We start from the raw sequence: 18,616 nt of genomic DNA, 5'->3' as shown, positions 1-18,616 counted from the left end.
CCTTTAAGGAGACACCAGGATGAAACTGAAGACATTGACCAGCGTGACGCTTGCAGCGTCCTTCGCATTCGCACCCCTTGCTCATGCCGAAATCGTCATCGGCCTGATTGCGCCACTCACCGGTCCTGTCGCCGCCTATGGCGACCAGGTGAAGAACGGCGCCCAGACGGCAGTCAATGAAATCAACAAGAAGGGCGGCATTCTCGGCGAACAGGTCGTGCTGAAGCTTGCCGATGACGGCGGCGAGCCGAAGCAGGGCGTTTCCGCGGCCAACCAGCTGGTTGCCGAAGGCATCCACTTCGTCGTCGGTCCGGTGACGTCCGGCGTCGCCATTCCGGCATCGGATGTCTTTGCCGAAAACGGCGTGCTGATGGTGACGCCGACGGCGACCGCGCCGGGCCTGACCAACCGTGGCCTTTCCAACGTTTTCCGCACCTGCGGTCGTGACGACCAGCAGGCCGAGGTTGCGGCGAAATATGTTCTCGCCAATCTCAAGGACAAGAAGATCGCCATCATTCACGACAAGGGCGCTTACGGCAAAGGTCTGGCGGACGCCTTCAAGACCACGCTGAATGCCGGTGGCGTTACCGAAGTTCTCTACGATGCACTGACGCCCGGCGAAAAGGATCTCGGCGCGCTGACGGCCCGTCTGAAGTCCGACAATGCCGACATCGTCTATTTCGGCGGTTACCATCCGGAAGCGGGTCTTCTGGTGCGCCAGCTGAAGGATATCGGCTCCAAGGCTGCCGTCATCGGCGGTGACGGCCTGTCGAACAGCGAGTTCTGGAACATCGGTTCGCAGGCTGGCGAAGGCACGATCTTCACCAACGCTTCGGACGCGCTGAAGAACGACGATTCCAAGGCCGCTGCCGAAGCGCTGAAGGCCGCCAACATTCCGGCGGAAGCCTTCACGCTCAACGCTTACGCTGCCGTCGAAGTGCTGAAGGCCGGCATCGAGAAGGCCGGAAGCGCCAAGGATTCCGAAGCCGTCGCCACGGCCCTGAAAAGCGGTGACGCTTTCCCGACCGCAATCGGTAAGGTGACCTACGGCGAAAACGGCGACCTGACCTCGCAGGCCTTCTCGCTGTTCAAGTGGCAGGACGGCAAGATCGTCGCAGCCGAATAAGCTGATCCTACCGGCCGCACCTTGTGCGGCCGGTATCGTTTTACGGCCGGAAAAGGGGTTGGGGCAGCATGGAAGATGCCGGGAAACAGACTGTTGGAGACATCGGCTTCGGGCGGATATTCCCGATCGTCAGAATCTTCGACGAGGCCAAGGCGCGGGAGTTCTATGTCGATTTTCTCGGTTTCGAGGTCGACTGGGAACATCGCTTCGGCGATAATTTCCCGCTTTACATGCAGGTTTCACGGGCCGGGATGGGGCTTCACCTCAGCGGCCATCACGGAGATGCGACGCCGGGCTCCAACATCTTCGCCACCATGCATGGCGTTCACGCCTATCAACAGGAACTGGCGGCGAAAGACTATCGCTTCATGAAGCCGGGCGTTGAAGAACTGCCATGGGGCGATGTGATGGAAGTGACCGATCCGTTCGGCAACCGCATTCGTTTCTGCGAGCAGAAAAGCGAAGAGTGATGTTTTACGCGTGAGCGCAAGGCCCTTGACCTTGTTCTCCGTTTGAACGATAGAACGCGCAAACAGCGAACCGCGCGCACGGAGACCCCGTGCGCGCGGTTCGTGCGTTTTGGCAATTGGTCATGCAATTCGTTCGCATCCGCACGGGGGCAAAAATGAACAGTGAAGGCAACGCTTTGGTCCGGAAGCTCGCATTCTGGAGCATCCCGCTTTCGTTCGGCGTACTGGGTCTCAAACTCGTGGCCTGGTGGGTCACCGGTTCGGTCGCGCTTTTATCGGACGGTCTGGAATCGACCGTCAACGTGGTTGCGGCCTTCATTGCTTATTTCGTCATTCGTTACGCGCAGAAACCCGCCGATGACGACCACCAGTTCGGCCACCACAAGGCGGAATATATTTCCGCCGTCGTGGAGGGTGTGCTGATCGTCGTTGCCGCGCTCCTGATCGTGCAGGAGGCCTGGGGCGGTCTTTTCAACCCGAGGCTGCCGGAAGCGCCGGCCCTTGGTCTTGCCATCAATGCGGCGGCGGGCGTCATCAACGCCGTCTGGGCGACGATCCTGATCCGTGTCGGCAAAAGACACGCCTCACCGGCGCTGGCCGCCGACGGCCATCACATTATGTCCGACGTCGTGACCTCGGCAGGCGTTCTCGTCGGCCTCGTTCTGGCGCTTCTGACGGGTTATGCCATTCTCGACCCGCTGCTCGCCATTCTGGTCGCCATCAACATCCTGTTCCAGGGATCCAAGGTCATTCTGCATTCGCTTGGCGGGCTGATGGACCGGGCCGTGGAACCGGAAGAGGACGAGGCGATCAAGAAGGCCATCGCCGAACATTCCGGCGGTGTGATCGGCGTCCACGAGCTGAGGACACGCCGCGCCGGCTCGGCCGCCTTCATCGATTTTCACGTCGTTGTTCCAGCTGTCATGACAGTGCGTGAGGCGCATGATATTTGCGACCGCCTTGAAGATGCCATAAGGGACGTCATACCGGGCGCCAGCCTTGCCATTCACGTCGAGCCGGAAGGCGAAAAGGCGCATGGCGTCAAAGTGATTGTTTGAAAAACAGGAGTTTTCCATGTCCGTGACGGATGTTTCCGGCCTGTCGCAGCTGGGCACGAAGGTCGATACGCCAGAGAGCCCGGAAAAGGCCGTTCTCGAAAAAGTGCCGAACGGCAATGCCGGCACCGATTACGTGGTGCGCTTTACCGCGCCCGAATTCACCTCGCTTTGCCCGATGACCGGCCAGCCGGATTTCGCCCATATCGTCATCGACTATATTCCGGGGGATTTCCTGGTGGAATCCAAGTCGCTGAAGCTGTTTTTGCAGTCCTTCCGTAATCACGGTGCATTCCATGAGGATTGCTCGGTCTATATCGCCAGGCGGCTGGTGGAGCTGCTGCAGCCGAAATGGCTGCGCATCGGCGCTTACTGGTATCCGCGCGGCGGCATTCCGATCGACGTGTTCTGGCAGACCGGACCGGCCCCCGAAGGCGTGTGGCTGCCGGATCAGGGCGTTCCCACCTATCGCGGTCGCGGCTGATCCGGCTTCTTACGGGACTAAAGGTTCAGGCGAACGAACCGTCGTCGCCTGAATCGACATCCGCGTCGTCGGCGCTGTCGTCGTAGTCGGCCTGCTGGATATCGTCATCGTCGTTGTTCTGCGGGCTGGCGCTGTCGCCGTAATAATTATTGATGACGGTTTCCTCGACTGGCGCGTTGCCGCCAGCATTGCCGCCGCCGAAGGGCGAGCCAAGGCCGAGCGACGACATGTGGCTGCCGAAAATGCCGCTCAGCGAATTGGCGAGCAGCATGCCGCCGGCGACACCGGCGGCGGTGCCAAGCGCACCCTGAAGGAAGCCACCGCCTGCACGCCCGACCGCGGCGGACTGCTGGCTCCACGGGCCGCCGGGTTGCTGGCCGGCTGGCGATCCCCAGGGACCGGCCGTCTGGCCAGCGGTATCGTTGCGCCATGAGGCTTGCGGGGCAGCCTGGGCAGGGGCGGGCGTGGGTGCCGGCGGCTGCGGCTGGCCGGTGCCGAAGATGGAACTGAGAAATCCGCCCTGCGCGGCAGCTTGAGGGGCCGGGTTGGCGCTTTCCAGCGCATGGATACGGTCTTCGAGCTGCTTGATATGGGCTGCCGCCGCTTCCAGCCCTTTTTCCTGAACGATGACCGCCTGGGCGAGATAATAGGGGGCTGCGGGCTGATCGCGCACGGCGTCTGCGATCAATGTTTCCGCCTCGCGGTCACGCGGGGTGGCGGATGCGGTTCTGGTCCTGTCGAACAGGGCCTTGAGAAGCTGGCTTTCTTCCGGTGACATATGATGCCTCCTTACCGTGAAGCGAAAATCCACGATAAGGAGGTAGGCCACAATTCTGGCTTTTCAAAGCGGCCCGAATTTTAAATTTCGGTAATGATCCTCAGCCGCCGAAGGCGAGCGAGAGACCCGCAATCGCCGTCAAGGCGCCGACGGTGCGGCTGGCTGCGGAACCGAAACGGGCAATGCCGAGGCCGAGCGCGATGCCGGCCGCATGCAGGATGGCGGTGGCGATCATGAAGCCGATGCCGAATTGAAGCGCGCCGGCGCTGCCGAGTTCACCGCCATGGGCATGGCCATGGAAAAGCGCGAAAGCGCCAACAACGGCCGCCGCCGCTGCCGTGGGAAGCCTTGCCGCCATGGCAACGAGCAGGCCGAGACCGATGACGGAGGCGAGAATGGCCGGTTCGACGAAGGGAAGCCCGATGCCGTAAACCGCCATCAGGAAGCCGGCGGCCATCGTGCCGACGAAGGCGGAAGGCACGATCCACAACGCCTTGCGGTCGCCCTGCGCCACGGCGATCTGCGAGGCCCAGATGCCGACGGCCACCATCGCCAGAATGTGGTCCGCACCAAAGAAGGGGTGGGAGACACCGGCCATGAAGGAGCCGTGTTCTTCCGGGTTCAAATGGGCGAAAGCGGGCAGGGCGGTAACGCCCAGTGCGGCGGCAGTGAGGCTTAGTCTTTTCAGCATGGTTCCCTCTTGAAATTATGGCCGTCCGCAACGGAATCTTGGGGCTTTCCGCGGCAGGCGGCGCTGCAATGAGGCGTCAACGATATCGCGAAGGCCGACAGGCTGTCCATGCGTCATCTGCCGGGGGTGCTGTTTATTGTTGGCGGGCAAACCTTGCCTTTTTCTCTCATTGCCTTACGTAACAAGTCGCACTATGTCCGAAGGGCATGCACGAATTTTGCTGGAGAGAGCCGTTGATGAACGAAGACGAAGACGACAAGAGCAAGGAACTGCCGATCGGCAAGGAAACGGAAGCGAATCTTTTCAAGTCGCGTTCGATCTTCATCTATGGTGGCATCACGCAGGAACTGGCGCAGAAGGTCTGCACGCAGCTCGTGGCTCTTGCCGCCGCAAGCGACGACGACATTCGCGTTTACGTCAATTCGCCGGGCGGCCATGTCGAATCGGGTGATTCCATCCATGACATGATCAAGTTCATCAAGCCGAAGGTCTATATCATCGGCACGGGCTGGGTCGCTTCCGCCGGCGCGCTGATTTACGTTTCGGTGCCGAAGGAACGTCGCCTCTGCCTGCCGAACACCCGCTTCCTGCTGCACCAACCCTCCGGCGGTACGCGCGGCATGGCGTCCGACATCGAAATCCAGGCCCGCGAAATCATCAAGATGAACCAGCGCCTGATCAAGATCTTCTCCAAGGCCACCGGCCAGAGCGAAGAAAAGATCGCCAAGGATATCGACCGCGATTACTGGCTCGGTGCGGAAGAGGCCAAGGACTACGGCCTCGTCGGCAAGATCGTCGAAAGCCAGTCGGAACTCTGAGTTTTCGATTTTTCAGTCGAGAAAGCCCGTATCGGTGAAAACCGGTGCGGGCTTTTTCCTTTCAGGCCGGTGTTATTTCATCATGTCGCAGGCCTTCATCATGTCGGCCTTTTTCATCTTGTCCATTTCCATGCCGGCCTTGTCCATGCAATCCTTCTTGCTGGCCTTCTTGCCGGCCATGGACATGCCGTCCTTTTTCATCGTCTCCGTCTTCATGGTGTCGTTATGCATGGTATCCTTCTTCATCGTATCGGTTTTCATGCTGTCGGCATGGGCGATGCCCGCGAAGGAAAGAGCGGACAGAAGGGAAGCGGCGGCAATGGCGGTGAAAATGCGGGTCATGAAGGGTCTCCTCTGGACGTCGTTGAATGTCCGCCGGCATCGTGCCGGGGCTCACGATTGTCCATTCGACCGGGAAAGGCCGACCGTTACATCTTCACGCGCTTGTGACGACAAGTTCGGGCGAGATTTTTTTAAAGCCACTATGTAACAATATCCTGCCGATTGCGAATAACCCGATAGTGACGATGACTGGCAGCCCTTCGGAAGAAACACTGAAAATGCTGATGCTGCGTTCCCTCGATGGGGACGAAGGCGCCTACAGGCATTTGCTTCATGCCCTGAGACGGCTGCTGATCGCCTATTACGGCCGGCGCATGGCTGCTGCGGGCAGAGGCGATGTCGAAGATCTTGTGCAGGAAACCCTGTTGTCGCTTCACGCCAAGCGGGAGACCTATGACCGTGCGCGACCCTTCACGGCCTGGTTCTTTTCGATAGCGCGCTACAAGCTCATCGATCACTATCGGGGCCGGGGTACGCGCCTGCTGGCGGAAGTGGAACTCGATGAAACGCTGGAGGCGGAACCCTCCGTCGATGCGGTCACGGCCCGCATGGATGTGGAGCGGCTGCTCGACGAGTTGCCGGAACGGCAACGGGATCTCATTCGAAGGGTGAAGCTCGAAGGTCACTCAATTGCCGAAGCGGCGCAAAAATCCGGCCAGACCGAGCTTGCGGCGAGGGTCGGTATTCACAGAACGCTGAAAGTCCTGGCGGCAAAGTTGCGGGGGGACACGTGAGGAAGACGGAAGACATCATCGATCAACTGGCGGGCGATCTGAAACCCGTACCGGCTTTTGCGCTGGAGCGGAGGCTGGCGTTCGCCGCCTTGCCCGCGCTCGGCGTTTCGCTGCTGCTGATGGTCGTCATTCTGGGGCTTCGCAGCGATATGAATGACGCCATGACCGAACCGGGTTTCTGGGTCAAATCCGCCTATAATGCCCTGCTGGCCGTGGCTGCATTTTTCGCCGTCATGCGTCTTGCCCGGCCGGAAGGCGAGAGGGGCTGCCTGTTTGTGTGGCTTGCGCTGATCTTTGTCGCCATGGCGGTCATCGCGCTCGTCCAGCTTGGATTTGCCGTGCCAGGCACCTACAGGACCCTCATTCTCGGATCGTCGGCGCTGCATTGCCCGTTTTTGATCGTTGCTTTCGCACTGCCGCTGTTTATCGCGAATTTCGCAGCTCTCAAGCGTTCGGCTCCCGCTGATCCCACGCTTGCGGGTTTTGCCGCGGGCATCGCTGCGGGTGCGGCCGGGGCGTGGGTCTATTCGTGGTTCTGCACCGAAAACGGCATGGCTTTCGTGCTGATCTGGTATTCTCTGGGCATCCTGTTGACCGGCATCATCGGCGCTTTTGCCGGTTCCCGTCTGCTCCGCTGGTGAAGGCAAGTTTGCCGATGCCGGCCCGGACATGGTCCAGAGCCGGCATTCTGCTTCTTGCGGATTTCACTGACCCAGATTGGCGGGAATTGCGAATGCCGCAAACTGGGTGAACTGCTTGCCCGTGTTGAAATTGTCGTCGGAGGCGATGACGAAGAGCTGCTTGCCATCCACCACCGGGCCGAAGGCGAAGCTTTCGATATTGTCGATATCGAGGCCAAAATCGCCTTCGTTGATTTCGAACCAGGCCGATTTGGATACGGCGGCGACGGATGCGGGATCGATCTTGTCCTTGCCGAGAATATTGTCGGCGCGGGACATGTCGGCGATGAAGAAGCGGATGTGATTGCCGACACCGGAGGCGAAATTGCGCTCGACAGCGACGAAACGGCCATCCGGCAGGGCCGCGATGGCGGAAAGGCCGTTGTCGTTATATTTCGGCTCGGCGGCGGTCGGGGTCTTCGAGATTGGCTCGGTGACATAGACATGCTCGGCAACCGGCTTCAGCGTCGCCGTGTCGATGACGAGGATACGGGCCGGGCTGCCCGCCTGCGGCGTTGCCTTGGGGCCGTCCTGGGTGAGCGCATTTTCGGTGGCGGCGATCAGCCGGCCGGGCATCAGCGTCAGGCCTTCGAACCCGAGGTTGTTCTGAACGCCCCTGGTCTTGGCGTCATCGACGAGATAGGCGTTTGGCAGTTCCAGCCGCTTCACATCGCTGCCGTCGAGGTCCGAGACGTAAAGCGCCGGCTGGTTCTTCAGATCGCGTTCGGAGGACCAGTAGAGCTTGCCGCCCTTGCGGTCGAGCGCGATGCCTTCCGCATCGATGCCCTTCGGCGCAAAAGCAGCGCCGGTCTCGTCCTTCAATTCGCGCGTGGCGGCGATGTTGAGCGTGGCGGCGCCTTCTGTCACGGCCAGCTCCAGTTCGTAATAACGGGCCGGACCTTTTTCCACGCGGTCGTCGGAAATTGCGAGATAACGTCCGGTTTCGCTGTCAAAGGCGAGATCGGAAATGCCGCCGAAGGTGACGCCCTCGAGTGAGAGGCCCGATGGAACGACGATCTGGCCGAGAAAGGCCGGCGGCGGCGGGGTCTGGGCCGCGGCGGGCAGAGCCGCAAAACAGCAGGCGACGATGGTGACGATGCGGAGCATGGCGGGGTCCCTCTTGTGGCGGATGACCGGTTGCGATGCAGGGAGGATTAGCGCCGTGCCGCTAAACTTTGATGACGTTTTCCATGCTGCCGTACCTGAAGTCTGGCGGCTCATCTTGCCAAGCGGCGTCTTTTTTGATCCTGAATATAATCACGCTTCATCCAAAGCGTGTCGCCATCCCCGGATTCGCGCGTCACGCCTCAGTTTTGTTTCTGCCTGTCGCCAATGCGGACCGCTGCGGTTGTTTGCGACAGGCCGCAGGCCGCAGAGTGCTTCATGCTGAAAGATTTTTCCGTCCAGAGCCTGTTCATGGGCTGCCTCACCGCCTTTGTCGGTTTCGCCAGCTCCTTCGCCGTCGTGCTTCAGGGCCTGAAAGCTGTCGGTGCGACGGATTTCGAGGCGGCGTCGGGGCTGATGGCGCTTTCGGTGGCGATGGGGCTTTGCGCCATTATTCTCTCCGCCGCCACCCGGCTGCCCATCAGCATCGCATGGTCGACACCGGGTGCAGCACTGCTTGCAACCACCGGCGTCATTGAGGGCGGTTTTCCGGCGGCTGTCGGCGGGTTCATCATTTGCGCCATCCTGATCATCATCGCAGGCCTGTTCAGGCCGCTTGGAAAGGCGGTCGCCTCCATTCCCGCGCCGCTTGCCAATGCCATGCTCTCCGGCGTCATCATCGGCCTGTGTTTTGCGCCGATCAAGGCGATCGGCTTCAACCCGGCGCTCGGATTGCCAATCATCCTCGCCTGGATCGTGGTGGGAGCCTTTAAACGGCTGTTCGCCGTACCGGCGGCCCTTGCCGCCTTCGTGCTGGTGATGATTTTCGGCGTCGAAATTCCGGCGGGTGCACTTGATAGCGTGGCGCAATCGCTGACGCCGCCGATGGAGTGGGTGACGCCCGTCTTCAGTCTCCACGCGGTTGTTTCCATCGCGCTGCCGCTCTTCATCGTCACCATGGCCTCTCAGAATATTCCCGGTATCGCGGTGCTGAAGGTCAATCATTACAATCCGCAGCCCGGACCACTTTTCGCCTCGACCGGCTTTTTCTCGCTGCTTTCCGCCCCCTTTGGCGGCCATGCGGTCAATCTTGCGGCGATTACGGCGGCCATGTGCGCAGGCGAGGACGCCCATCCTGATCCAAAGCGGCGTTACTGGGCGGCGATCATCGGCGGTGTCGGCTATATTATTTTCGGTCTTTTGGCGGGCGTGGTCACCGCCTTCGTGGCGCTGGCGCCGCCCATTCTCATTCAGGCGGTGGCGGGGCTGGCACTGGTTGGCGCCTTTTCCGGCTCCGCAGTCGCAGCCTTCAGGGAGCCGGAAACCCGCGAGGCGGCGGCCATCACTTTCCTCATCACGGCTTCCGGCCTTTCCTTCGGCGGCGTTTCCGGGGCCTTCTGGGGCCTGATCGGCGGCGGGCTGATGATGGCGTTGCAGCGGGTGGTGAAGCGTGGTTAGATAGGGAGCTTATTGTTTTAAAGAAATATTATTTATGGATTTCGAATTCGATCCTGCCAAAAGTGAAAGTAACAAAGACAAACACGGAATAGATTTCGTTGAGGCAAGAGCGCTTTGGCTGGACGAGAAAAGACTCGTCGTTCCTCTCGAAACCACGTCGGAAGAGCGGTATATTATGGTCGCCCAGTTACGCGGAAAGTGCTGGAGCGCCATTTATACTTACAGAAATGACCGGTTGCGCATCATCTCCGTCAGGCGTTCCAGAGACAAGGAAAGGCAGCGTTATGAAGACGATCAGCGCTGAAGAATTTGACAGGAAATTCGACGATGGTGAAGATATCGACGACTATCTCGACTGGTCCAAGGCAAGCCGTCCTGGACTGGAAATGGTGCATGTCGATATCGATCTGCCTGAAAAGCTTTTGCGGAAAGTGGATGCGGAAGCGGTGCGCCTTGGCAGGACACGACAATCCCTGATGGCCGAATGGATTGCCGAAAGGCTGGAGAGCGGCAGGCAGGGAAAATAACCGGCGCACGGCACAACATCACTTGTCAGACCGCCAGTCGCTGTTTATACACGTCGCCATGAGCAACCGCATCGCAACCATTTCCGGCATGAGCGCGCAGATTTCTGCGAAGGCCTCGCCGTGCGGTGCACTCTCGCTTCTTAGCCTCGACCTTACACGCGGTTGCCGGGTCCAGTGAGGAGCGCCCGGCGGCCGAAAGCCCGCTGGTGCAAACGCTCCTCATCTCGAAATCTCATTTTATACTGGATTTAGGCCCTGAAGGGCCGCGCATCCGCCGATGGCGAAAGACGCCCGCGGACTGCGCAAGGAGGAAGCGAAATGGACGGCAAGATCACCAATATTTCCAAGGGCATGGCTGACGCGAGCGTGAAGTATCGCCCTTACCCGACCATCAACATCCCTGACCGCACCTGGCCGGGCAAGACCATCGACAAGGCGCCGATCTGGTGTTCGGTGGACCTGCGCGACGGCAACCAGTCACTGGTCAACCCCATGGGCCACGACCGCAAGGCCCGCATGTTCAAGCTGCTGCTCGAAATGGGTTTCAAGGAAATCGAGATCGGTTTCCCTTCCGCTTCGCAGACGGATTTCGATTTCGCCCGCTGGTGCGTGGAAGAAGGCAATGTGCCTGACGATGTCTCCCTGCAGGTGCTGGTACAGTGCCGCCCCGAGCTGATCACCCGCACCTTCGAGGCGCTGGAAGGCGCCAACAAGCCGATCATCCACTTCTACAATTCCACTTCGGAACTGCAGCGTCGCGTGGTGTTCGGCAAGGATGTGCACGGCATCAAGCAGATCGCCGTCGATGCGGCCAAGATGATCACCGACATGGCGGCCAAGGCCGGCGGCGGTTACCGTTTCGAATATTCGCCGGAGAGCTTTACCGGCACCGAGCTGGAAGTGGCGCTGGAAATCTGCAACGCCGTGGTCGAGGTTGTGAAGCCGACGGCCGACAACAAGCTGATCCTGAACCTGCCTTCGACGGTGGAAATGGCGACGCCAAACATCTATGCCGACCAGATCGAATGGATGTGCCGCAATATCGACAATCGCGAAAACGTCATCATCTCGCTGCACCCGCATAATGACCGCGGGACGGGCATTGCCGCGACCGAGCTGGGCCTGATGGCCGGCGCGGACCGCGTCGAAGGCACGCTGTTCGGCAATGGCGAACGCACCGGCAATGTCGACGTCGTGACGCTGGCGCTGAACATGTATACGCAGGGTGTGGACCCGCAACTGGATTGCCGCGATATCGAGCGCATTAAGGACGTCTACGAATATTCCAACGAGATGACGATCCCCGAGCGTCATCCTTATGTGGGCGAACTGGTTTACACTGCCTTCTCCGGCTCGCACCAGGATGCGATCAACAAGGGCATGAAGGCGATCAAGGTCGCCAACCATCCCGTCTGGGAAGTGCCCTATCTGCCGATCGACCCGAAGGATGTCGGCCGCTCCTATGAGGCGATCATCCGCATCAACTCGCAGTCGGGCAAGGGCGGCATCGCCTATATTCTCCAGCAGGATTACGGCATCAACCTGCCGCGCAACCTGCAGGTGGAGTTTCGCGAGGATATCCAGCGCATCACCGATGAAGAGGGTGTGGAACTGCCGGCCAGGCGCATTTATGAGCGCTTCATCGAGCGTTACGTGACGCAGCCGAATGCGCGCATCAAATTCGTCGATCACCACACCTATCCGGCTGGCGATTTCAAGGGCGTGCGCATCGTTGCCGCCGAGATCACCGACAATGGTGAGGTGAAGCGCATCGAGGGCAAGGGAACGGGTCCGATCGACGGGTTCATCAATGCGCTCTCGGTCTATCTCGGAATTGACCTGTCAGTGAATGATTATTCGGAGCATTCGCTGCAGCATGGCTCGAATGCTTCGGCTATTGCCTATGTCGAGATGGAGCATCCGGGCGGGAAGCTGTTCGGGGCGGGGGTCAACACGAATATTGTGGCGGCTTCGCTGGAGGCGATTGTTTCGGCGGCCAATCGGGTGCTGGAAGAGCGGGCAAGGTGAGTGGGCCTTGAGGGTAAGACAGGGCACCCCCCTCTGTCCTGCCGGACATCTCCCCCTCAAGGGGGGAGATCGATCTGCGGGAAAGTTTCGCCCATCTCGAATCTTGAGAATGAAGCGGCGGTAGAGCCTCTAGCCGATCTCCCCCCTTGAGGGGGAGATGCCCGGCAGGGCAGAGGGGGGTAACCCCACCCTCCAGCTCTCTATCCCCCCAGCCGAGAAAACCCCAACGGACGCCCGTTGTCATAAAACACCCGCACATCCTCCAGCGCCACGCCCGTCCCCGTCTCATCAAGGCTGTGCCGTTCGCAGGTAACGTTCCAGGTGCCGGGACCACCGGAAATGTGGAAGAGATTATAGGCCGCGCGCGGTTTTTCCCCACCCGGCCCCTGGCTGGCCGAGGCGATGCCGACGACCGGGATGTGGTCTTCCCCGTGATGCGTATTCAGCCAGTAGACCGTGTTGAGATGGGTATGACCATGCAGCACGAGTTCCGCGCCGCCGACACCGAGCGCCGCGGCGAAACGGCGGATGCCGATCATGCGCTTGTGGGTGGGGGAGGCGCCGCGGATCGGCGGGTGATGGATCATCACCACGCGGAATAGCCCCTGTTCACCGGCTTTTTTCAAAAGCTCCGCCGTGGCGCGGGCCTGCCGGTTGCCGAAATAGCCGGTTGCCGAAAAGGGTGGCGTCGCAATCGAGGTGGAGCAGCCGATCAGTGCGACCGGGCCGCGCACGCGCATATAGGGAAAGATTTTACGGTCGTCGTCCCATTCCGGCGGGTCGCCATCGCCGCGAACATAGGGATACCAGGCCTGCATGGCCTTGTCGTGCGCACCGGAAACATAGGCGTCGTGATTGCCGGGAACGACAGAGGTTCTTTCGGGATCGCCCACTTCCTCCAGCCAGTCGGCGGCGGCGCGGATTTCAATGCCTGTCGCAAGATTGACGAGATCGCCGGTAATAGCCAGATGATCCGGAGACTTTGTCTCCAGATCGTCGAGCAGCTTTTCCAGCGTATCGGTGAAGAGATGCTTGCGACGGTTGCGGTGCCAGTTGACAAAACCGGTGATACGCTTGGATGCAAGTTCGCGGAAAGTGAGTTTTGGCAGTGGCCCTAAATGGACGTCTGAAATATGCGCAAGTTTGAACATGGCGGCAGAGATAACCTATGATATGCCGCGCGTCCAATAAAAGCCGGCAGGCGGGGAGAAACCAGGGTGAATGACGAGACAACCGGGCGGCAGGCCCGCCCGTTCCATATGCGTGTCTTCATCCGTTTTCTGCATTTCGTTTTTCTGTTCACGCGCGGCGCAACCCTTGGTGTGCGTGCGGCCTGTTTCGATGAAAAGGGCAGGATTTTTCTGGTGCGGCACACTTATCTGCCGGGCTGGTATCTGCCGGGTGGTGGGGTGGAGCGCGGCGAAACCCTGCTCGTGGCGCTGCACAAGGAAATCCGCGAGGAGGGCAATCTCGAGGCTGCCTCCAGGCCGGAGCTTTTCCATGTCTATCTCAATCTGGAAGGCAGCAATCGCGATCATGTGGCGCTCTATCGGCTGGAGGTCACCCAGACCGAGCTGAAGAAACCGGATCATGAAATTGCCGAAAGCGGCTTTTTCGACCTGTCGGAGTTGCCCCAAGGGGTGACGGCCGCAACCCGCCGCCGCCTTGCCGAACTTGCCGGCGAAGCGGCGATCGCTGACCACTGGTAACGGCGGCGGCTCTCCGTCAGGAGAGCGCCTCGCGGCCATGGGCCATGGTCAGGTCCAGTTCCGGGCCGACGGGCACGATGCCGGTCGGGTTGATGGTGCGGTGGCTGCGGTAATAATGTTCCTTGATGTGGCGCATATCGACCGTCTCTGGCACGCCCGGCGTCTGGTAAAGATCGCGCAAATAACCCGTCAGGTGCGGATAGTCGTGGATGCGGCGGATATTGCATTTGAAATGGCCGACATAGACGGGGTCGAACCGCACCATCGTCGTGAACAGGCGCCAGTCCGCTTCCGTCTGTTGCGCGCCGAACAGGAAGCGCCGGTCCTTCAGGCGGTCTTCCAGCATGTCGAGCGTTTCGAACACCTTCACGGCATTCTGCTGATAGGCGTCCTGCGTGGTGGCGAAGCCGGCCTTGTAGACGCCGTTATTGACGGTGTCGTAGATGACGTCGTTCAGCGCATCGATCTCGGCGCGCAGCGCTTCGGGATAATAATCTGCCTGCGAGCCGGTGAGATCGTTGAAGGCGGAATTGAACATGCGGATGATTTCCGCCGATTCGTTGGAGACGATGGTGCCGCGCTTTTTATCCCAGAGCACCGGCACGGTGACGCGCCCGGAATATTTGGGGTCTGCTTTGGTATAGACCTGCCAGAGTGTGGAGGAGCCGAAGAGGTGATCCTCGGTCGCGCCCGGCGTGCGCTCTCCCTCAGGCTTGAATTCCCAGCCGTTTTCCAGCATCAGCGGATCGACGACGGAAACGGAAATCAGGTCTTCCAGCTTTTTCAGCTTCCGGAAAATCAGGGTGCGGTGCGCCCAGGGGCAGGCGAAGGAGACGTAGAGATGGTAACGGTCCTTCTCCGCCTCGAAGCCGCCTTCTCCAGAAGGGCCGGGTGCGCCATCCGCTGTAACCCAGTTGCGGAATTGCGAGGCGCTGCGCTTGAAGTGCCCCTTGGTTTCCTTGGTGTCATACCAGACGTCTTTCCATACGCCTTCCACCAGCATGCCCATGACGATCTCCTTGATTGTTCCTTTTGAGCGATCCTAACCGTTCTGCACTCTCCCGCGAACCCGCAAGGCGTTGAACAATGCGTTTCCGGTCCTGTGGGAACTGAATGGGATAGCGCAGAGATTTGTTCTGGACGGGTCGGAATTTTCCTGATAACTGCAATTTTCACAAATCTGAGGAAATTGCTGACTATGATCGAACCACGGATGCTCCGACGACGCTGACGCTCCTGAACGCCCTTACCGGCGCAGCCGTCACCTATTGTCGCATCCGCATTCTGGAAGTTTCGGTCTCTTCATGTCCAAGCACGATCTTGTCTACCTCACCGAGGACGCGTCGCACGACGCCATCATCGACATCATCAACGAAGAAGCATTCGGTCCTGGCCGGCATACCCGTGCCGCAGCGCGCATCCGTGAGCAGGGGCCGCATGACCGGTCGCTGTCCTTCGTCTGCGCCGATGATGGCGAAACCATTGCTTCTGTGCGCATGACGCCGGTTCTGGCGGGCGGGGTGAACGGCCATATGCTCGGGCCCCTTGCGGTGCGGCCCTCGCACAAGAACAAGGGCATCGGCCGGGAACTCGTCCGGATCGCCATTGCCGCCGCCCGGCGGAAGGGCTCCGAAGCCGTGATCCTCATCGGCGATCCGCCCTATTACATGCCGCTCGGTTTCGAGAAGGTCGCTTATGCGGCGCTCGATTTTCCGGGTCCGGTCGACCCGAACCGGGTGCTCGTCGTGCCGATTGGCGATGACGTGCACCAGCGGCTGAAGGGCAAGATCGGCTGGCGCAAATGCGAGGCCGTGATGCCGGTTGCTGCGGGGGAAGATGAGGGTTTTGAGGAGCCGCTCAGGGTTTACGGCTGAGGGAGTATCCGAAGGGGCTTCGTGCTTTTTAGCGCGACATAAAACCCCGTCATTCCGGCCATGAGCCGGAATCCACCAGCCCAAGTCTTCGGGCTGAAAGGACTCTTCTCACGGCGCAGACGCGCCGTGACTGGATGCCGGATCAAGTCCGGCATGACGGAAGGGGTGTTGCGCGCTGTGGCAAACATCGAGACTGCCGTGCACATCTTTTTGTGTGGTAAAATCTTCTTCCGATGGTCTGTCTCGAAACAACGCGTCTCCCTCCACAGAATTCAATTCCGTTTCCTCCGCCTATACGATAGCAAGTCAAAGTCGATTTCTGCAAAGGGGCGGGGCATGACGGCTATTACCATGAACGATGCGCTGGAGCGCGCGGGCGCAGGCGCCTATCAGCGGCGGCTGATGGGCATATTCGGCCTCGTCTGGGCGGCGGATGCCATGCAGGTTCTGGCCGTCGGCTTCACCGCCGCCTCAATTGCCGCCACCTTCGGGCTGACGGTGCCGCAGGCGCTGCAGACCGGCACGGCGTTCTTTTTCGGTATGCTGCTGGGTGCTGCCGGTTTCGGGCGGCTGGCGGATCGGTATGGACGTCGCCGTGTGCTGATCGTCACCGTGGCCTGCGATGCGCTGTTCGGCGTGCTTTCGGTGTTCGCGCCCGATTTTACCATCCTGCTCGTTCTGCGCTTTCTCACCGGTGCTGCCGTGGGCGGCACGCTGCCGGTGGATTATGCGATGATGGCCGAATTCCTGCCTGCCAAAAATCGCGGCCGCTGGCTGGTCTTTCTGGAGGGTTTCTGGGCTGTCGGCACGCTGATCGTGGCGCTGGCGGCCTGGGGCGCCAGCCTTGCCGGTGTCGCCGATGCCTGGCGTTATATATTCGCGGTGACGGCTTTTCCGGCGGTTCTCGGCCTTGGCCTGCGCTTTCTGGTGCCGGAATCGCCGCTTTACCTGCTGCGCAGCGGGCGATTGGAGGAAGCCAAGGCCGTCGTCAACCGCATGCTGGTGACGAATGGGCGCGCGCCGCTCGATGCCGGGACCGGGCTTTTCCAGCCTGACGTGGCCAAGGGGCAGGGGATATTTTCGCCGGCGCTCCGGCAGCGCAGCATCATGATCCTCGCCATCTGGTTCCTCGTTTCCGTTTCCTATTACGGTGTCTTTACGTGGATGCCGGCGAAGCTGGCCGGAGACGGGTTCGGCTTCGTGCGCGGTTATGGTTTTCTGGTGCTGGTGGCGCTGGCGCAGATCCCCGGTTATGCGCTTGCCGCCTATGGCGTCGAAAAATGGGGCCGCAAGCCGACGCTGATCGGTTTCTGCCTGCTCTCCGCGCTCGGTTGCCTGCTCTTCACGCTTGCTTCGGCGGGCGCGATGATCGCCGCCTCGCTTCTCATCATGAGTTTTGCGCTGCTGGGCACCTGGGGCGCGCTTTATGCCTACACGCCGGAGCTTTACCCGACGGAATCGCGGGCCACCGGCATGGGGGCCGCAGGCGCCATGGCAAGGCTTGGCGGCCTGCTGGCGCCGTCTCTGCTTGGTTATGCCATAGCGCAGGGTTTTGGCGTCGCGATCGGCATTTTCGCCGGTCTTCTGGTGCTAGCCGCCATTGCCGCGACGATGATCAATGCGGAAACGCGGCAGGTGGCGCTGAGCTGACGCGTCGTTTCCGCGCAATGACCTGACCCGTTGAGGATCAGGCCATGCTATTTACCACCTTACAGCGCCGTATAATTGACCGGCAGCCAATCGTAATTGGTGCTGTCGGTGCGCACATGGCCGATGCCGGGGAAGGCGATATGCGCGCCGGCCACCAGATATCTGCCTTCCACCGCCTGCCGGAATGCCAGATCGCGCGCGACCACGGCGGCCTTCTGGTCGACGTCGAATTCGATGGTCACATCCGGCTCATCGAACTGGAGGATATCTCCATGGGTGATATCGCCCCAGAAGACGATTTTCTGGCCATCGCTTTCGAGAACGACAGCGCTGTGGCCGGGCGTGTGGCCAGCGTAAAGGATAGAGCCGAGACCGGGAACCGGCGCGGCATTGTCACCGAATGTCTCGAATTTACCGGCGTCGATATAGGGCTGGATGCTTTCCTTGGCTTCGGCATAACCCTTCTTCAGCGCTTCAGGGGCTGCCTTGGCCTTTGCCTCATCAAGCCAGAACCCGGCTTCGCGCGCATTGACCCTCAGCGTCGCATTGGCAAAGACGCGTTTGCCATCTGCCGATAGCCCGCCGGAATGGTCCGTGTGGATATGGGTGAGGACAATGTCGTCTATCTCGTCGGTTTTATAACCGGAGGCCTCGATATTGGCGACGAGCCTGCCGAGGGATGGGCCGAGATAGGTGCCGGTGCCGGCGTCGATCAGCACCAGCCTGTCTCCGGTGTTGACGAGAAATGCGTTGACCGAGGTAGGTGTCTGTTCCGGCAGGAAAGCGTCCTGCAAGACCTTTGCCGCATGTTCCGGCGTGGTGTTGGTGTAAATCTTGGCGAGCGGCAGTGCGATGACGCCGTCTGAAAGCGCGGTGACCTCCACCTTGCCGACCATCAACCGGTAAAAGCCGGGCGCCTGCGTGGCGGCCAAGGGCGCCTTGGCGAATGCGACGGCGGGGGCAACGAAAGGGGCGGCGAAGATGGCGCTGGCGGCGCCTTTGAGAAGTGAGCGACGGGATGGCATTGGGGGCTCCTGGGTTGAGGGAACGTCTTGAAACTTTCCGCACTCCAGCTAAGTGTAGAGAGG

General features: G+C 60.5%; 21 protein-coding genes. 14 read left to right on the top strand and 7 right to left on the bottom strand.

The annotated features are described in order from the left end of the window. Positions 1 to 19 precede the first annotated feature (19 nt). From ACIK7D_RS10605 to queF, 4 genes are all read left to right on the top strand, one after another. Complete coding sequence (locus tag ACIK7D_RS10605) at positions 20 to 1,126, top strand: branched-chain amino acid ABC transporter substrate-binding protein (protein ID WP_080816186.1); 1,107 nt, start codon at positions 20 to 22, stop codon at positions 1,124 to 1,126. 68 nt (positions 1,127 to 1,194) lie between these two features. Then, positions 1,195 to 1,596 carry a glyoxalase superfamily protein gene (locus ACIK7D_RS10600; protein WP_269313920.1) on the top strand — a complete coding sequence of 134 codons (402 nt, stop codon included), beginning with the start codon at positions 1,195 to 1,197 and terminating at the stop codon, positions 1,594 to 1,596. A gap of 155 nt (positions 1,597 to 1,751) precedes the next feature. Then, positions 1,752 to 2,654 carry a cation diffusion facilitator family transporter gene (locus ACIK7D_RS10595; protein WP_400156255.1) on the top strand — a complete coding sequence of 301 codons (903 nt, stop codon included), beginning with the start codon at positions 1,752 to 1,754 and terminating at the stop codon, positions 2,652 to 2,654. A gap of 16 nt (positions 2,655 to 2,670) precedes the next feature. After that, a complete protein-coding gene (gene queF / locus ACIK7D_RS10590; protein WP_080816191.1) occupies positions 2,671 to 3,135 on the top strand; it encodes a preQ(1) synthase in 465 nt (154 codons plus the stop codon). 25 nt (positions 3,136 to 3,160) lie between these two features. On the opposite strand, the gene ACIK7D_RS10585 is transcribed toward queF, so the two are convergent. Together ACIK7D_RS10585 and ACIK7D_RS10580 are read right to left on the bottom strand one after the other, a co-directional pair. Continuing rightward, positions 3,161 to 3,913, bottom strand: coding sequence for a DUF2076 domain-containing protein (locus ACIK7D_RS10585; RefSeq protein ID WP_400156254.1), 753 nt, complete (start codon positions 3,911 to 3,913; stop codon positions 3,161 to 3,163). A gap of 100 nt (positions 3,914 to 4,013) precedes the next feature. Continuing rightward, positions 4,014 to 4,604 carry a HupE/UreJ family protein gene (locus ACIK7D_RS10580; RefSeq protein ID WP_142779573.1) on the bottom strand — a complete coding sequence of 197 codons (591 nt, stop codon included), beginning with the start codon at positions 4,602 to 4,604 and terminating at the stop codon, positions 4,014 to 4,016. A gap of 236 nt (positions 4,605 to 4,840) precedes the next feature. Between ACIK7D_RS10580 and ACIK7D_RS10575 the strand changes: the two genes are divergently transcribed. Next, complete coding sequence (locus tag ACIK7D_RS10575; RefSeq protein WP_003523060.1) at positions 4,841 to 5,422, top strand: ATP-dependent Clp protease proteolytic subunit; 582 nt, start codon at positions 4,841 to 4,843, stop codon at positions 5,420 to 5,422. A gap of 72 nt (positions 5,423 to 5,494) precedes the next feature. Here ACIK7D_RS10575 and ACIK7D_RS10570 read toward each other — a convergent pair whose 3' ends face one another. Then, on the bottom strand, positions 5,495 to 5,764 hold the full coding sequence (locus ACIK7D_RS10570; RefSeq protein ID WP_137003863.1) for a pentapeptide MXKDX repeat protein: 270 nt from the start codon (positions 5,762 to 5,764) through the stop codon (positions 5,495 to 5,497). Positions 5,765 to 5,949: 185 nt separating this feature from the next. Here ACIK7D_RS10570 and ACIK7D_RS10565 point away from each other — a divergent pair, with 185 nt between their 5' ends. Beyond that, on the top strand, positions 5,950 to 6,498 hold the full coding sequence (locus tag ACIK7D_RS10565; protein ID WP_080816204.1) for a sigma-70 family RNA polymerase sigma factor: 549 nt from the start codon (positions 5,950 to 5,952) through the stop codon (positions 6,496 to 6,498). Continuing rightward, positions 6,495 to 7,139 (top strand): NrsF family protein, encoded by a 645-nt coding sequence (locus tag ACIK7D_RS10560; protein WP_400156253.1) that lies wholly within the window; start codon positions 6,495 to 6,497, stop codon positions 7,137 to 7,139. The genes ACIK7D_RS10565 and ACIK7D_RS10560 overlap by 4 nt, the downstream gene beginning before the upstream one ends. 63 nt (positions 7,140 to 7,202) lie before the next feature. On the opposite strand, the gene ACIK7D_RS10555 is transcribed toward ACIK7D_RS10560, so the two are convergent. Further along, a complete protein-coding gene (locus tag ACIK7D_RS10555) occupies positions 7,203 to 8,285 on the bottom strand; it encodes an esterase-like activity of phytase family protein (protein ID WP_400156252.1) in 1,083 nt (360 codons plus the stop codon). Between the two features lie 276 nt (positions 8,286 to 8,561). Between ACIK7D_RS10555 and ACIK7D_RS10550 the strand changes: the two genes are divergently transcribed. The 4 genes from ACIK7D_RS10550 to leuA all read left to right on the top strand — a co-directional run bounded on the left by ACIK7D_RS10550 (position 8,562) and on the right by leuA (position 12,295). After that, positions 8,562 to 9,740 carry a benzoate/H(+) symporter BenE family transporter gene (locus ACIK7D_RS10550; protein WP_400156251.1) on the top strand — a complete coding sequence of 393 codons (1,179 nt, stop codon included), beginning with the start codon at positions 8,562 to 8,564 and terminating at the stop codon, positions 9,738 to 9,740. Between the two features lie 34 nt (positions 9,741 to 9,774). After that, positions 9,775 to 10,044 (top strand): BrnT family toxin, encoded by a 270-nt coding sequence (locus ACIK7D_RS10545; RefSeq protein WP_137003859.1) that lies wholly within the window; start codon positions 9,775 to 9,777, stop codon positions 10,042 to 10,044. After that, positions 10,025 to 10,267, top strand: coding sequence for a type II toxin-antitoxin system BrnA family antitoxin (gene brnA, locus ACIK7D_RS10540; protein ID WP_170985846.1), 243 nt, complete (start codon positions 10,025 to 10,027; stop codon positions 10,265 to 10,267). Before ACIK7D_RS10545 ends, brnA begins: the two co-directional genes overlap by 20 nt. Before the next feature lie 318 nt (positions 10,268 to 10,585). Then, the gene (gene leuA / locus ACIK7D_RS10535) at positions 10,586 to 12,295 is read left to right on the top strand and encodes a 2-isopropylmalate synthase (RefSeq protein ID WP_127757781.1); all 1,710 of its coding nucleotides are present in this window, start codon (positions 10,586 to 10,588) and stop codon (positions 12,293 to 12,295) included. A gap of 200 nt (positions 12,296 to 12,495) precedes the next feature. Here leuA and ACIK7D_RS10530 read toward each other — a convergent pair whose 3' ends face one another. Then, complete coding sequence (locus tag ACIK7D_RS10530; protein ID WP_400156250.1) at positions 12,496 to 13,446, bottom strand: metallophosphoesterase family protein; 951 nt, start codon at positions 13,444 to 13,446, stop codon at positions 12,496 to 12,498. 66 nt (positions 13,447 to 13,512) lie between these two features. Between ACIK7D_RS10530 and ACIK7D_RS10525 the strand changes: the two genes are divergently transcribed. Beyond that, entirely contained in the window at positions 13,513 to 14,004 is a 492-nt protein-coding gene (locus ACIK7D_RS10525) for an NUDIX domain-containing protein (protein WP_137003857.1), read from the top strand. Positions 14,005 to 14,020: 16 nt separating this feature from the next. Here the strand turns inward: ACIK7D_RS10525 and ACIK7D_RS10520 are convergent, their stop codons facing one another. Further along, the gene (locus tag ACIK7D_RS10520; protein ID WP_262533464.1) at positions 14,021 to 15,013 is read right to left on the bottom strand and encodes a glutathione S-transferase family protein; all 993 of its coding nucleotides are present in this window, start codon (positions 15,011 to 15,013) and stop codon (positions 14,021 to 14,023) included. Positions 15,014 to 15,308: 295 nt separating this feature from the next. Between ACIK7D_RS10520 and ACIK7D_RS10515 the strand changes: the two genes are divergently transcribed. Together ACIK7D_RS10515 and ACIK7D_RS10510 are read left to right on the top strand one after the other, a co-directional pair. Then, a complete protein-coding gene (locus ACIK7D_RS10515) occupies positions 15,309 to 15,878 on the top strand; it encodes a GNAT family N-acetyltransferase (RefSeq protein WP_400156249.1) in 570 nt (189 codons plus the stop codon). Positions 15,879 to 16,214: 336 nt separating this feature from the next. Continuing rightward, the gene (locus tag ACIK7D_RS10510; RefSeq protein ID WP_269831400.1) at positions 16,215 to 17,528 is read left to right on the top strand and encodes an MFS transporter; all 1,314 of its coding nucleotides are present in this window, start codon (positions 16,215 to 16,217) and stop codon (positions 17,526 to 17,528) included. Between the two features lie 59 nt (positions 17,529 to 17,587). On the opposite strand, the gene ACIK7D_RS10505 is transcribed toward ACIK7D_RS10510, so the two are convergent. Continuing rightward, the gene (locus ACIK7D_RS10505) at positions 17,588 to 18,553 is read right to left on the bottom strand and encodes an MBL fold metallo-hydrolase (protein ID WP_400156248.1); all 966 of its coding nucleotides are present in this window, start codon (positions 18,551 to 18,553) and stop codon (positions 17,588 to 17,590) included. Between the last annotated feature and the right edge of the window lie 63 nt (positions 18,554 to 18,616).

The organism is Agrobacterium sp. P15N1-A (assembly GCF_044626815.1).
Lineage (GTDB): Bacteria > Pseudomonadota > Alphaproteobacteria > Rhizobiales > Rhizobiaceae > Agrobacterium > Agrobacterium leguminum.
This window is presented reverse-complemented; position numbering and strand designations above follow the sequence as displayed.